Here is a 13,183-nt window from a genome sequence, read left to right on the forward strand (position 1 = left end):
ACTGACGGAACGCGTTCGCGAGCAAGCCCGCTGCCACATTTGATCGCCTGCAACCTTGGATCAAGGCTGGGGCGGGGGGCCGCCGGCATTTTGATCTTCAGTACGGTTTAAGCGCCGTGGCACTTCTTGAATTTTTTCTCGCTGCCGCACGGGCAAGGATCGTTGCGACCGACGTCCTTCAACGCATTGCGCACCGGCTCTTGATGAGCGTGGCCGCAGTTCGGGCCGTGGACATGGCCGTGGTCGTGATCATGGTGGTCATGATCGTGGTTGCAGTCAGGACCGTGGACATGGGGTTGCTGTGTCATCGATGTTGCTCCGGAATAAAATCGCCGGGGATTATCTCGCCATTGTGTGCCACCTGCACGTCATTACCGATGAATAATCCGGTTTTCAGTTCGCCTTCCAGACGATAAGGCACGGGCTCGTCGGGATTTTTCAACATCTGCACCACCTCGCGCACCTGCGGCCAGAGGTTGGTGCGCACCGAGACCTTGAAGAATTTATGACCGCGTGGCGGTACGGTCAGCCACTCGTTGGACTCGCCTTCGGTCAACACCAGGTTGCCCAGGCTGACCTTGTAGACCAGGCCGCGCACGGTCAGGTCGGCGTCGTCACGGTTGTCCACGCGAAAGTACAGCTTGAATTTCTGTTCCAGCAGCTTGGCCCGTACCACTTCGACCTTGACCAGGGAAACGTGGGGTGGCGGCGCGTCGTCTTCGAACCAGGACGCGCAGCCGGTCAGGCCCAGGGTCAACGCCAGTATCAAGCTATACATCCGAAGCATGGCGTTATCCCCGTCGAGTCATTAGAAGTAGCTGGAACAGCACTTCTTAAATTTCTGCCCACTGCCACACAAACAGGCATCGTTACGTCCGGCCTTCACTTCTACCGTAGGGTCGATGAAGTACCAGCGCCCTTCATTCTGTACGAAAGAAGACTGCTCGCGGTGACTATGTTCACCGGTAGCGTCATGCCAGCGCGCGGTAAAGGTGACAAAGGCGTGTTCCGGCTGGCCGCCGAACACCTCGGAGCTTTCAACCTCCAGCCCCAGCCAGGTGCTCTGGGCACTCCAGGCGGCAATGGCGTCGCGGTCCAGGCCGGCCTGTTGCGCAGGCAGCGTAGTGGCGACCAGGTAATCGACCAGGCCCAGCACATAGGCGCTGTAGCGCGAGCGCATCAACGCGCTGGCACAGGGGGCCGGGTGACCGGCGTGATAATGGCCGCAGCAGGCATCCAGCAGATTGCCGCTGCCACACGGGCAAATGGATGTACTCATCGGGTTACCACCAATACTTTCCGAAGTTTTCCGGGTTGGCCCAGAAGCGGGCGTTGAGCCAGTCCGGCACCTGTTTATAGTCAAGCAGATCATAGGTAAACAGCGTGAGTACCTGATCATCGCGTTGGAAGCGTTCACCGGCTTGCAGGGCCAGGGAGAAAAAGTCGGTGTCCTTCCAGTCGCAGGCACTCAGGTCGACCAGCACCGCAATGCGGCTGGCGTTGAGGTTACGAATGCCACCGAGCAAGGTCAGGCCTTGGGGTTTGGGCAGGTGCTCCAGGCAGTCGACCACCAGCGCGAGGTCAAAACGCTGCACCGCGAGGTCTTCCGACAACGGCCCTGGCGCGGCATAGAACACCTCGGTGTCCGGGTGCGCAGCTTTGAAGGCATCCAGCGCCGGAAATTGGCTGGCGCCCACTAACAACAGGCGTTTTGGCCTGTGAAGGTCCAGCAGGGCCGCCAAGGCGTGTTGGGGCGTACGGGCAGAAATTCCAGCGGTCATTGCAGATCCTCGTATCAAGACCGTAGAGACTAGCGCGGCTAGGCGCGTGGGCCTAGAGCGCGACGGTCGATACCCACCGAGGCAGAACTGAAGTTTTTTGATCCTTCACTGGCAAATCGCCGGTAGAAGTCGTTACTGTGCGCTCAAAGAAAAATTTGAAAACACTCAGGAGCCCCATGATGCGTAAGGTTTTTCTGCTGGCCCTGTTGGTCAGCCCCGTTGCCCTGGCCCAGAGCGTCAGTGTCGAAACCAATTCCTTGATGCGCCTGCCCAGCAGCACCAGCGTGTTGCAGCTTGAACGCCTGGACGTAGCGGACTACGGCACCTTGCTGATTCCGGCCACTATCAGCCAGGTCACGGTGGATGAGCTGCACTTGGGGCGCGACGCACGCATCACCATTGTGCCCGGCAATACCGCCTTGCAAATGCAAGTGCGCGAGGCGCAGTTGGAGCACGGTAGCCAGATCACCTCACGGGGCGCCCCCGGCACCCACGAAAAACCCGCCAAAGCTGGGCGTGACCTGACCTTGCGCATTAACTCGCTGACTGCCCAAGCGCTGTCGGTGGATGCCCGTGGCGGCGCTGGCGCCCAAGGATATGCGGGCCTGGACGGTGCCAACGGCGTGGACCCGGGTTGCACCTGGGGCTCAGCCGGGCGCGGCTTTAATGGCGATAACGGCGGCGATGGCCGGCCAGGGGCGGCGGGCGCCCAGGTACGCCTGGAGTTGCCGCAGGCGTTCCCGGCTGAACAGATCAAGGTCTGGGTCGATGGCGGGCCGGGCGGCCTGGCTGGGGTGGCGGGTAAACCCGGCAAGGGCGGGCAGTCCAAGGGTTGCCTGGTGTACCGCGCGGACGGCGGCGAAAAGGGCCGGCCAGGGTTGGAAGGGCAACCGGGGCCGGCTGGGCCTGCGGGGTCTGTGACTATCCAGCGGCTCTGAGTCGCCTGGCCTGACGCTATTGCGGGCAAGCCCGGCTCCCACATTTGGAATGCATTCCAGTGTGGGAGCCGGGCTTGCCCGCGATAGCGGTGTAAGGCTCGCCTCAGAACATCGGCCGAGCCGAAGCCACCGCCACCACCACCAACCCCACGATCAAATTAATCCCCACCAACCTGCGAATCTGCCCCAGCGCAGCCGCGCCCGCCGGCCAATTCTCAGCCGCCACCGCGGCCTTCAGCTCCGGGAACTTCAACGCCTGGATGCGGATAAACAACGCCGTCATCACCAGATACAACCCCATCATTACCTGCACATAACGCGGCGCGGTCTCAAAACCACTGAAACGCAGTTGCAGCAAACCAATGCCGCTGATCGGCAAAAGCACCACCGCCACCCATACCCATACAAAAAAACGTTGAAACACATTTGCCCATAGCTTGAGCCGGGCAGGGCCCTCAAGCGCCGCCATGGCGGCGGGGCGCAGGATCATCCAGGCGAAAAACATGCCGCCGACCCAGATCAATGCGGCCAGTACATGCAGGGTATAAGCGAGGCTAAACGCGGTCATTGTGGTACTCCGTTCTGCGCGGGATTAATTAGCGGGGTATGATAGCGGCCGATCCGAACCACTGAAAATTTATCCAGCGTTTTTTGCGCCCGACTATCCATGATCAGCACTGAACTCAAAACCACGATCCAGGGCGCCTATTCGCGTTTTCTCGAAGCCAAGAGCTTGAAACCGCGCTACGGCCAACGCCTGATGATCGCCGAAGTGGCAAAAGTCCTCGGGGATATCGACACCGACGACGAAGGCCGCCGCGAGGGTGAGCCTGCGGTAGTGGCCGTCGAGGCCGGTACCGGTACCGGCAAGACCGTGGCCTACAGCCTGGCTGCGATCCCTACGGCCAAGGCTGCTGGCAAGCGCCTGGTGATCGCCACCGCTACCGTCGCGCTGCAAGAGCAGATCGTCTACAAAGACTTGCCCGACCTGATGCGCAACAGCGGCTTGAGCTTTACCTTCGCCCTGGCCAAGGGCCGTGGCCGCTACATGTGTCTGTCCAAGCTCGACGTATTGCTGCAGGAAGGCCACGCCCAAACCGCCACCGCCTCCTTGTTCGAAGAAGAAGGCTTCAAGATCGAGGTGGATGAGGCCAGCCAGAAGCTGTTTACCAGCATGATCGAGAAGCTGGCCGGCAACAAATGGGACGGCGACCGCGACAGCTGGCCCACTGCCCTAGAAGACTCCGACTGGGCGCGCCTGACCACCGACCATAGCCAATGCACCAACCGCCATTGCCCCAACTTCGGCCAGTGCGCGTTCTACAAGGCGCGCGAAGGCATGGGCAAGGTGGACGTCATCGTCACCAACCACGACATGGTATTGGCTGACCTGGCCCTGGGCGGCGGTGCGGTACTGCCCGACCCCCGCGACACCCTCTACGTCTTCGACGAAGGCCACCACCTGCCAGACAAGGCCATTGGCCATTTCGCCCACTACACCCGTTTGCGTTCCACGGCCGACTGGCTGGAAACCACTGCCAAGAATCTCACCAAGTTGCTGGCCCAGCACCCGTTACCCGGCGACTTGGGCAAGTTGATCGAGCAAGTGCCGGAGCTGGCGCGCGAGATCAAGACCCAGCAGCAGTTCATGTTCAGCGCCTGCGAGCAGGTGGCGGACTTCAAGCCCGGTGAAGACGTCGAGGGCCGAGAGCGCCCGCGCCACCGTTTTGTCGGCGGGATGATTCCCGAGCACATGCGCGAAATGGGCATCGAGCTGAAGAAAGGCTTTTCACGCCTGACCGACCTGTTCACCCGCCTGACGGATTTGCTCAAGGAAGGCATGGATGGCGAGGTCAATATCGGCATCGCCAGCAACCAGGCCGAAGAGTGGTATCCCTTGTTCGGCAGTTTGCTGTCTCGTTCCCAAGGCAATTGGGAGCTGTGGACCGCCTTTACCGTCGAAGACCCGGAAGACAACCCGCCCATGGCCCGCTGGCTGACGTTGTCGGAAAGCGGTGCGCTGTTCGATATCGAGGTCAACGCCAGTCCGATCCTCGCCGCTGAAATGCTGCGCCGCAACCTGTGGAACGTCGCCTACGGCTGCCTGGTAACCTCGGCCACGCTGACGGCCCTGGGCACCTTTGACCGCTTCCGCATGCGCGCCGGCCTGCCGAAAAAGGCCGTCACCGCCGTGGTGCCCAGCCCGTTTCATCACGCTGACGCCGGCGTGCTTCGGGTGCCGGACCTCAAGGCCGACCCACGGGACGCGGCCGCGCACACGGCGGCGATCATTCGCGATCTGCCGTCGTTGGTGGAAGGCTCCCGCGGCACCTTGGTGCTGTTCTCGTCGCGCAAACAGATGCAGGACGTGTTCGACGGCCTCGACCGCGACTGGCGCAAGCAGGTGTTTATCCAGGGCAACCTGTCCAAGCAGGAAACCCTGAACAAGCACAAAGCGCGGGTCGACGGTGGGGATTCCAGTGTGTTGTTCGGCCTGGCCAGCTTTGCCGAAGGCGTGGACTTGCCCGGTGCCTACTGCGAACACGTGGTGATCGCCAAAATCCCGTTCTCGGTGCCGGACGACCCGGTCGAGGCCGCACTGGCCGAATGGATCGAAGCCCGGGGCGGCAACCCGTTCATGGAAATCTCGGTGCCGGATGCTTCACTGAAGCTGGTGCAGGCCTGCGGGCGTCTGCTGCGTACCGAAGAAGACCGCGGCACCATCACCTTGCTCGACCGTCGCCTGGTTACCCAGCGCTATGGCAAGGCGATCCTCAATGCCTTGCCGCCGTTCAGGCGCGAAATTTCTTAAGCCACCGTGGGCGGATTCGCCCACTCTGTGGTCTATCTCATCACTATCATCAGGCCAGTCATCGGCCGTTTGGGAGAACCTTGTTCGTATGATCCGCACGCTGCCCGCTCTTTTTGCCCTGCTGTTCGCTGCGCCTTTGATGGCGGCGCCCGAGGGGCAACAAACGCTGTTCAACTTCGTCCGGCCTGCCGATGTGGTCAAGGTGGCGACCCAGGACGCCAGCCTGCCGCAATACAACGCCGAACAAACCCCCGAAGGCGAGGTGCTGCGCCGCATCACCTTCAACCCAGCGGCCGAGCCGAGCCTGGTGCTCAGCCCGCAGACGGGGACGTGGGATTGGTCGCAATCGAGCGCCATGAGCCTGCGTATCCAGAGCGCAATGAACTGGGCGCTGACCCTTTACGTCAAGGTGCAGAGCGCCGACGGCAAGACGCTCGTCAGCCGCATCGACCTGCCGGCCGGCCCGGCCCAGACGTTGCTCGTCCCGCTGCAAGCCAACGCTCCCCTGAGCCAGGGCATGAAGGCCGGCCCGCCGATGCCGATGACGGTGGATGGCCAACGGGTATTGCTGGCCGCCAGCGCCGGCGAAATCGACCGCAGCCAGGTGGTCTCGGTGACCCTGTCGATGCTCAAGCCCAATGCCGCCCAAAGTATCCTGCTGGAGCGCTTTGGCGTGCAGGACAGCGAGCCAGTATTGAAGGCTGCCTACACTGAACTAGTGGATGCCTATGGCCAATCCAACCGCGCGCGCTGGCCGGAGAAGGTCAGCAACGACGAGCAACTCAAGGCATCGGCCGCCAAGGAACAACAGCAGCTCAAGACCTGGCTGGCCGAGCGGGACAAGTCCTCCCTGGATCAATACGGTGGCTGGAAGAAGGGCCCGGCCTTCGACGCCAGCGGCTTTTTCCGCACCCAGAAGCGCGACGGCCGCTGGTACCTGGTGACGCCGGACGGGCATCCGTTCTACTCCCTGGGTGTGAACACCGTGGCGCCGGACAACAGCCAGACCTACGTGGCGGGGCGCGAGTGGATGTTCGCGGCGCTGCCCAAGGCCGGCGAACCCTTTGACAAGTACTACGGCAGCGACGACAGCCGCACCGGCAACGGCGCCGGCGAAGGTCGCGGCTTTGGCTCAGGGCGTTGGTACGATTTCTACGGCGCCAACCTGCAACGCACTTACGGCGGTGACGCGTTGGACCAGCCACGCTGGGTGACCCATACCCTCGATCGCCTGCAAGCCTGGGGCTTCAACACCGTCGGCAACTGGAGCGATCCGGACCTGGCTACTGCCGACCGCGTGCCGTACACCTTGCCGCTGTCGATTGTCGGTGACTATGCCAGCATCAGCACCGGCACCGACTGGTGGGGCGGCATGCCCGATCCGTTCGACCCGCGCTTTGCCATGGCCACCGAGCGCGCAGTGGCTATTGCCGCACGCGATCACCGTGACGATCCTTGGCTGATCGGTTTCTTTGCCGACAACGAACTGGCCTGGGCCGGTCCTAGCGAGGATGCAAAATCTCGCTACGCCCTGGCGTACGGCACCCTGCGCATGACCACCGACGTGCCGGCCAAGCGCGCCTTCCTCAAGCAACTGCGCGATAAATATCGCAATGAAGAGGGCCTTTCCAAAGCCTGGGGTATTCAACTGGCTGGTTGGGAACTGATGGAAGACCCAGGCTTCGAGCCGCCGATGCCCAGCCCTGAACACCCGGAGATCGAAGCCGACTTCAAGTATTTCCAGAAGACCTTCGCCGATGCTTACTTCAAGACCATTTCCGACTCGTTGAAGTGGCACGCGCCCAACCAGCTGTTGCTGGGCGGCCGTTTTGCGGTGAGCACGCCGGAAGCGGTCGCTTCGTGCGCGCAGTATTGCGATGTGCTGAGCTTCAACATGTACACCTTGAAACCCCAGGACGGGTATGACTTCGCCGCCCTGCGTGCGCTGGACAAACCGGTACTGATCACCGAATTCAACTTTGGCTCTGCCGACCGTGGCCCGTTCTGGGGCGGCGTGACGCAACTGGCCCGCGAAGAAGACCGCGGCGCGGCGTACTCCACCTTCCTCAAACAGGCGGTGGCCGAGCCGTCGATTGTCGGGGTGCACTGGTTCCAGTACCTGGACCAGCCGGTCACCGGGCGTCTGCTGGATGGTGAAAACGGCCATTTCGGCCTGGTCGGCATCACCGATGTACCCTTCCAGGGTTTTGTCGAGACGGTACGCAAGAGCAACCTGGCCGCGCTCGACCAACTGGGCCGTGAGGCGCAAAAAGCCAAGGCCACCCAAGCGACGCGTGAGAGTGACGCCGCCAAACCTGGGCGTGACGGCAAAGGCGCGGGGCAGGGCGCCGGGCACCCTGGCGGGCATGCTGGGAATGGGCATTGATTCATCGTTGACGGGTTCACAAAACCCACAATGGCTGAAAGAATGGCGACCAATTTTCATGGTGTTTTCCGAGGGGACTTAGGTGCAGATTCAGGGTCATTACGAGCTGCAGTTCGAAGCGGTGCGCGAAGCCTTCGCCGCCCTGTTCGATGATCCTCAGGAGCGTGGTGCCGGGCTGTGCATCCAGATTGGCGGGCAAACCGTCGTCGACCTGTGGGCCGGTACTGCCGACAAGGACGGTGCCGAAGCCTGGCACAGCGATACCATCGTCAACCTGTTCTCCTGCACCAAGACCTTCACGGCAGTGACTGCCCTGCAACTGGTGGCCGAAGGCAAGCTCAAGCTTGATGCGCCGGTGGCCGAGTACTGGCCGGAGTTTGCCGCTGCTGGCAAGGACGCGATCACGCTGCGCCAGTTGCTCTGCCACCAGGCCGGGCTGCCCGCCATCCGCGAAATGCTGCCTACCGAAGCGTTGTACGACTGGCAATTGATGGTCGATACCCTGGCGGCAGAAGCCCCGTGGTGGACACCGGGCCAAGGCCATGGCTATGAAGCGATCACCTATGGCTGGCTGGTTGGCGAACTGTTGCGCCGCGCCGATGGGCGCGGGCCGGGGGAGTCGATCGTGGCGCGGGTGGCACGCCCCTTGGGGCTGGACTTCCATGTGGGCCTGGCGGATGAAGAGTTTTATCGCGTCGCCCATATCGCACGCAGCAAAGGCACTATCGGTGATGAAGCCGCGCAACGGTTACTTCAAGTAATGATGCGCGAGCCTGCGGCGATGACTACCCGTGCATTTGCCAACCCACCGTCTATTCTGACCAGCACTAATAAGCCCGAATGGCGACGCATGCAGCAGCCTGCGGCGAATGGCCACGGTAATGCGCGCAGCCTGGCCGGGTTTTATAGTGGTTTGTTGGACGGTAGTTTGCTGGAAAGCGACATGCTCGAACAATTGACCCGCGAGCACAGTATCGGGCTGGATAAAACCTTATTGACCCAAACCCGTTTCGGCCTGGGCTGCATGTTGGATCAACCGCAATTGCCCAATGCCACGTTCGGCCTTGGGCCACGTGCATTCGGGCATCCCGGGGCAGGGGGATCAGTCGGGTTTGCCGACCCTGAACATGATGTAGCCTTCGGTTTCGTGACTAATACCCTGGGGCCTTACGTACTTATGGACCCGCGGGCCCAGAAGTTGGTCGGAATATTGGCCGGTTGTCTATAAACCCCTTGCTGTTTCACAATTTTTTGTTACAAAGGCAAGTATAAAAAAGATGCTGAACGACATGTTGTAACTTGAATGTTCTTTTAGCGTCTGTTTAACGGGTCCCGCGACCCCCCTGGTTTTTTCTCATTTTGTGGATATCTCATGTTATCGAACAAGTCTTTGGCACTGGCGCTGTGCCTCACTATTACGGGTTGTGCACAAACTCCACAAAATGATGCCGAAGGTGGGCATTGGTGGTCATTTGGATCTGACAAAGCTGCAACCAAGGATCCAGTGGCCCAGACCGACGCCAAGCCGGATGCCAAACCCGACGCCAAGCCGGCCGCCGGTGCCAAGCCTGTTGAACCTGTCACCGCTGCTGCCGCTGCCCCGGCCGCCAAAGCCGACACCGGTTACAGCTGGTGGCCGTTTTCCACCAAGACCGCCGAAGAAAAAGCCGCCGACGCCAAGGCTGACCTGAAAGCCGACCTCAAGGCGGCAACGCCGGCCTCTGACGCAGCGCCTGTCGTCGCCAAGACCGACAGCGAGCCGCGCTGGTGGTGGCCGTTCGAAAGCAAGCCAAAGCCTTTGGCCAAGGTCGATGTGACCAACGTACAAATGCCTGACCCGAAAGTCACCCAAGCCTGGCTGGACGAATACGAACCACGCCTGCGTGCGGCCATCAAGGACAGCAACCTGCAACTGGAGCGCCGTGACAACACCCTGGTAGTGATTGCTCCGGTAGACGGTTCCTACAACCCGAAGCGCCCGGCCATGTTACTGCCGGTGACCCTGGGCCCGTTCACGCGGGTGGCCAAGGCTGTTGAAGCTGACCCGAAGACCGCCGTACTGGTGCTGGGCCACGTTGATGCCACTGGCAGTGCTCCCGCCAGCCAGGCGTTGAGCAAGGAGCGTGCGCAGTCCATTGCCTCGATTTTCAGCCTGAGTGGTCTGAAACAGGATCGCTTGATGCTGCGTGGCATGGGCGACCTTATGCCGCGTGCCGCCAACGACAGCAATCAGGGGCGTGCGCTGAACCGTCGCATGGAAATCATGTTCACTCAGCGTACAACGATGTTGGCACTGCTGAGCAAGTACAACTCCGGCAAGACCCCGCCCGTAGCCGAAATGGTCGCGGTGCAGAATGTGCCTGCACCAGCACCGGCGGCAAAAGCGCCTGCCAAAAAGGCCACGGCCAAGAAAGCGGCGGCCAAGCCAGCGGCTAAAAAGGCTGCGGCCAAGCCGGCTGCCAAGAAGCCGGCTACTGCAAAAGCCAAGGCGGCACCCGCTTCGAACGACCAGGCGAAAAACTGAGCTGTTGAACCACAAGGATAAAGCCGCATGACCCAGGCACTGGCCGATATGCGCCGTGACTACACACGGGACGGTTTGAGCGAGGCCCAGGCCCCGGACGAGCCGTTTGCGTTGTTCCACCAATGGTTTGGTGATGCGGTGAAAACCGAACAGCCGCCAGTGGAGGCCAATGCCATGACGCTGGCGACGGTGGATCAGGACGGTCGCCCGCACTGCCGTATCCTGCTGCTCAAGGGCCTGGATGCACAGGGCTTTACCTTCTTCACCAACTATCAGAGCGCCAAGGGTGAACAACTCGCGGCGCGGCCGTTTGCGGCCATGACCTTCTTCTGGCCAACCCTGGAGCGCCAGGTACGCATTGAAGGGCGCGTGGCCAAGGTCACGCCTGAAGAGTCGGATGCTTATTATCAGGTGCGCCCATTGGGCAGCCGCCTGGGCGCCTGGGCCTCTCCGCAGAGCAAAGTCATTCGTGATCGCGAAGAGCTGCAGGCGCTGCTCAAGGCCACTGAAGAGCGTTTCAGCGATACCCAGCCCGATTGCCCCGAGCATTGGGGAGGGTACCGTTTACTGCCTGAGCGCATCGAGTTCTGGCAAGGCCGGGCCAGCCGCCTGCATGATCGCCTCAACTACCGTTTGCAAGACGGCCAATGGTGCCGCGAGCGCCTGGCGCCCTGAGCGTCACCTTTCGTCATCCCACCTGAATCAACACCGTTGCGTCGAAGTCTTTGTTCAAGAGACTTCGGACGCTTTCGGCTGCGCGGCTACACTGATCAAGCCGGTTATGGCATCGTTCTGTGCCCTGGCCTGGTTACCGTTCGTCGAGTTCTCTGGTGCTGGCAGTCTGTACTCAGGCTGAATGAAAGCAAGTTTCTGCCTGGTGCGCCGTGACACGCGCCAAGCCACAGCGTTTAATGAATACCTGTCCTTTGGAGTTGATGCTATGCGTAAGTCCGTTTTACTAGTTGCCTGCTTTACCACCCTGTCGTTGCTGTTGGGTGGCTGCGCCTCGAGTCTGACCGGCGACTCGTACTCTCGTGATGAGGCGCGTCGTGTACAGACCGTTCGCATGGGCACCATCGAATCCCTGCGTCCGGTGAAAATCGAAGGCACCAAAACCCCAATCGGCGGCGCCGCGGGCGCAGTCATCGGCGGCGTTGGCGGCAGCGCCATCGGTGGCGGCCGAGGCAGCATCGTTACTGCTGTGATCGGCGCAGTTGCGGGCGGCCTGCTGGGCTCGGCCACTGAAGAAGGCCTGACCCGTACCCAGGGCGTGGAAATCACCGTGCGCGAAGACGACGGCAGCATGCGTGCTTACGTACAAGCCGTGCAGGAAAATGAAATCTTCCGCATTGGCGACCGCGTACGCATCATGACCGTCGACGGTACCAGCCGCGTTACTCGCTAAGCCTTAAGCTTCAGGCGAAGAAAAACCCCCAACCGGGTGACCGGTTGGGGGTTTTGTTTGTAGGAGCGAGCAAGCTCGCTCCTACAACTGACTGACTTCAATCATGCAACGACGGCTTTCTTGCGACTTGCCATCGCCGTCACCGCATACCCGATAAAGGCCGCCAGGATCGACCCGGTCAGAATCCCCATGCGATCTTCACCGGCAAACTCACTGGCGCCTGGCACAAACGCCAGGGAGCCGACAAACAGGCTCATGGTGAAGCCGATCCCGCACAGAATCGCCACGCCCATTACCTGACCCCAGTTGGCGCCGCTGGGCAGTGAGGCGATGCCGGTTTTGATCGCCAGCCAGGTGAGGCCGAACACACCGACGGTCTTGCCGATCAAGAGACCGGCGGCGATGCCCATGGGCACGGAGTGGGTGAAGCTCTCCAGGCTGACACCTGTCAGAGAGACCCCGGCATTGGCAAACGCGAACAGCGGCAGGATGGCGTAGGCCACCCACGGGTGCAGGGCGTGTTCCAGGCTCAGCAGCGGTGAGGTTTCGGCATTTTTGGTGCGCAGTGGAATGCAGAACGCCAGGGTTACACCCGCCAAGGTCGCATGCACACCGCTCTTGAGCACGCACACCCACAGGATCAGGCCGATGATCATATACGGCCCCAGTTTGATCACGCCCAGGCGGTTCATCGCAATCAGCGCAATCAAGCACGCCCCCGCGCCCGCTAGGGATGCCGTGGACAAGTCAGCGGAATAGAACAAGGCAATGACGATGATGGCGCCAAGGTCATCAATGATCGCCAGGGTCATCAGGAACAGTTTCAGTGACACCGGTACGCGCTTGCCCAGCAGGGCCAGCACGCCCAGAGCGAAGGCAATGTCGGTGGCCATGGGGATCGCCCAGCCAGCGAGGGCGGCCGGGTTGTCCTTGTTCAGCGCCCAGTAGATCAGCGCCGGCACCACCATGCCGCCGATGGCCGCTGCGCCAGGCAACACCACTTGCGAAGGCTTGGACAGGTGACCATCGAGCAGCTCACGCTTGACCTCCAGGCCGATCAACAGGAAGAACAGGGCCATCAAGCCATCGTTGATCCAAAGCAGCGCCGGCTTGGCGATTTTCAACGCGCCAACCTGAGCCACCACCGGCGTGTCGAGAAAGGCGTTGTACAGGTGCGACAACGGTGAGTTGTTGATAATCAGCGCCAAAGCGGCAGCGGCGATCAACAACAGACCACTGGCGGCTTCCAGCTGGAAGAAACGGGTGAAAGTGCTACGCAGAGGCAAGGGATGCTCTCCAATCCAGGTTCAATAGGTGGGTACCCTAACCCGTACCGT

Annotated in this window: 13 protein-coding genes; 7 read left to right on the forward strand and 6 right to left on the reverse strand. The window is 61.4% G+C overall.

What is annotated here, in order from left to right:
* Positions 1 to 107 precede the first annotated feature (107 nt).
* The 4 genes from AB4P90_RS07465 to AB4P90_RS07480 are packed head-to-tail and all read right to left on the reverse strand — an operon-like array spanning position 108 to position 1,781.
* Positions 108 to 308, reverse strand: a complete 201-nt coding sequence (locus AB4P90_RS07465; RefSeq protein WP_003189235.1) for an SEC-C metal-binding domain-containing protein — start codon at positions 306 to 308, stop codon at positions 108 to 110.
* On the reverse strand, positions 305 to 787 hold the full coding sequence (locus AB4P90_RS07470) for an LEA type 2 family protein (protein ID WP_014717259.1): 483 nt from the start codon (positions 785 to 787) through the stop codon (positions 305 to 307). The genes AB4P90_RS07465 and AB4P90_RS07470 overlap by 4 nt, the downstream gene beginning before the upstream one ends.
* A 21-nt stretch (positions 788 to 808) precedes the next feature.
* The gene (locus tag AB4P90_RS07475) at positions 809 to 1,279 is read right to left on the reverse strand and encodes a YchJ family protein (RefSeq protein WP_003189238.1); all 471 of its coding nucleotides are present in this window, start codon (positions 1,277 to 1,279) and stop codon (positions 809 to 811) included.
* Positions 1,280 to 1,283: 4 nt separating this feature from the next.
* Entirely contained in the window at positions 1,284 to 1,781 is a 498-nt protein-coding gene (locus AB4P90_RS07480; protein ID WP_014717260.1) for a DUF6231 family protein, read from the reverse strand.
* Between the two features lie 179 nt (positions 1,782 to 1,960).
* Between AB4P90_RS07480 and AB4P90_RS07485 the strand changes: the two genes are divergently transcribed.
* Entirely contained in the window at positions 1,961 to 2,719 is a 759-nt protein-coding gene (locus AB4P90_RS07485; RefSeq protein WP_019817848.1) for a collagen-like protein, read from the forward strand.
* A 103-nt stretch (positions 2,720 to 2,822) separates the two neighbouring features.
* On the opposite strand, the gene AB4P90_RS07490 is transcribed toward AB4P90_RS07485, so the two are convergent.
* Positions 2,823 to 3,287: a CopD family protein gene (locus tag AB4P90_RS07490; protein ID WP_014717262.1), complete on the reverse strand. Its 465-nt coding sequence runs from the start codon at positions 3,285 to 3,287 to the stop codon at positions 2,823 to 2,825.
* 99 nt (positions 3,288 to 3,386) lie between these two features.
* Between AB4P90_RS07490 and dinG the strand changes: the two genes are divergently transcribed.
* From dinG to AB4P90_RS07520, 6 genes are all read left to right on the forward strand, one after another.
* Entirely contained in the window at positions 3,387 to 5,531 is a 2,145-nt protein-coding gene (gene dinG / locus AB4P90_RS07495; protein ID WP_014717263.1) for an ATP-dependent DNA helicase DinG, read from the forward strand.
* 88 nt (positions 5,532 to 5,619) lie between these two features.
* The gene (locus tag AB4P90_RS07500) at positions 5,620 to 7,917 is read left to right on the forward strand and encodes a beta-galactosidase (RefSeq protein ID WP_395605775.1); all 2,298 of its coding nucleotides are present in this window, start codon (positions 5,620 to 5,622) and stop codon (positions 7,915 to 7,917) included.
* 82 nt (positions 7,918 to 7,999) lie between these two features.
* Positions 8,000 to 9,145: an EstA family serine hydrolase gene (locus AB4P90_RS07505; protein WP_014717265.1), complete on the forward strand. Its 1,146-nt coding sequence runs from the start codon at positions 8,000 to 8,002 to the stop codon at positions 9,143 to 9,145.
* 144 nt (positions 9,146 to 9,289) lie between these two features.
* On the forward strand, positions 9,290 to 10,441 hold the full coding sequence (locus AB4P90_RS07510; RefSeq protein WP_073453855.1) for an OmpA family protein: 1,152 nt from the start codon (positions 9,290 to 9,292) through the stop codon (positions 10,439 to 10,441).
* Positions 10,442 to 10,468: 27 nt separating this feature from the next.
* On the forward strand, positions 10,469 to 11,116 hold the full coding sequence (pdxH, locus tag AB4P90_RS07515) for a pyridoxamine 5'-phosphate oxidase (RefSeq protein ID WP_032903237.1): 648 nt from the start codon (positions 10,469 to 10,471) through the stop codon (positions 11,114 to 11,116).
* A 265-nt stretch (positions 11,117 to 11,381) separates the two neighbouring features.
* The gene (locus AB4P90_RS07520) at positions 11,382 to 11,846 is read left to right on the forward strand and encodes a glycine zipper 2TM domain-containing protein (protein WP_003189251.1); all 465 of its coding nucleotides are present in this window, start codon (positions 11,382 to 11,384) and stop codon (positions 11,844 to 11,846) included.
* 101 nt (positions 11,847 to 11,947) lie between these two features.
* Here the strand turns inward: AB4P90_RS07520 and nhaA are convergent, their stop codons facing one another.
* Positions 11,948 to 13,132, reverse strand: a complete 1,185-nt coding sequence (nhaA, locus tag AB4P90_RS07525) for a Na+/H+ antiporter NhaA (protein WP_019817842.1) — start codon at positions 13,130 to 13,132, stop codon at positions 11,948 to 11,950.
* Positions 13,133 to 13,183 lie beyond the last annotated feature (51 nt).

The sequence above is a fragment of the Pseudomonas sp. B16120 genome (assembly GCF_044218845.1).
In the GTDB taxonomy this organism is placed as follows: domain Bacteria; phylum Pseudomonadota; class Gammaproteobacteria; order Pseudomonadales; family Pseudomonadaceae; genus Aquipseudomonas; species Aquipseudomonas paracarnis.

Excerpts from the sequence above, each read along its gene's own strand:
- dinG (WP_014717263.1), top strand. The coding sequence starts at position 3,387 with ATGATCAGCACTGAACTCAAAACCACGATCCAGGGCGCCTATTCGCGT.
- pdxH (WP_032903237.1), top strand. The coding sequence starts at position 10,469 with ATGACCCAGGCACTGGCCGATATGCGCCGTGACTACACACGGGACGGT.
- AB4P90_RS07520 (WP_003189251.1), top strand. The coding sequence starts at position 11,382 with ATGCGTAAGTCCGTTTTACTAGTTGCCTGCTTTACCACCCTGTCGTTG.
- AB4P90_RS07475 (WP_003189238.1), bottom strand. The coding sequence starts at position 1,279 with ATGAGTACATCCATTTGCCCGTGTGGCAGCGGCAATCTGCTGGATGCC.
- AB4P90_RS07480 (WP_014717260.1), bottom strand. The coding sequence starts at position 1,781 with ATGACCGCTGGAATTTCTGCCCGTACGCCCCAACACGCCTTGGCGGCC.
- AB4P90_RS07465 (WP_003189235.1), bottom strand. The coding sequence starts at position 308 with ATGACACAGCAACCCCATGTCCACGGTCCTGACTGCAACCACGATCAT.
- AB4P90_RS07510 (WP_073453855.1), top strand. The coding sequence starts at position 9,290 with ATGTTATCGAACAAGTCTTTGGCACTGGCGCTGTGCCTCACTATTACG.
- AB4P90_RS07470 (WP_014717259.1), bottom strand. The coding sequence starts at position 787 with ATGCTTCGGATGTATAGCTTGATACTGGCGTTGACCCTGGGCCTGACC.
- AB4P90_RS07490 (WP_014717262.1), bottom strand. The coding sequence starts at position 3,287 with ATGACCGCGTTTAGCCTCGCTTATACCCTGCATGTACTGGCCGCATTG.
- AB4P90_RS07500 (WP_395605775.1), top strand. The coding sequence starts at position 5,620 with ATGATCCGCACGCTGCCCGCTCTTTTTGCCCTGCTGTTCGCTGCGCCT.
- AB4P90_RS07485 (WP_019817848.1), top strand. The coding sequence starts at position 1,961 with ATGCGTAAGGTTTTTCTGCTGGCCCTGTTGGTCAGCCCCGTTGCCCTG.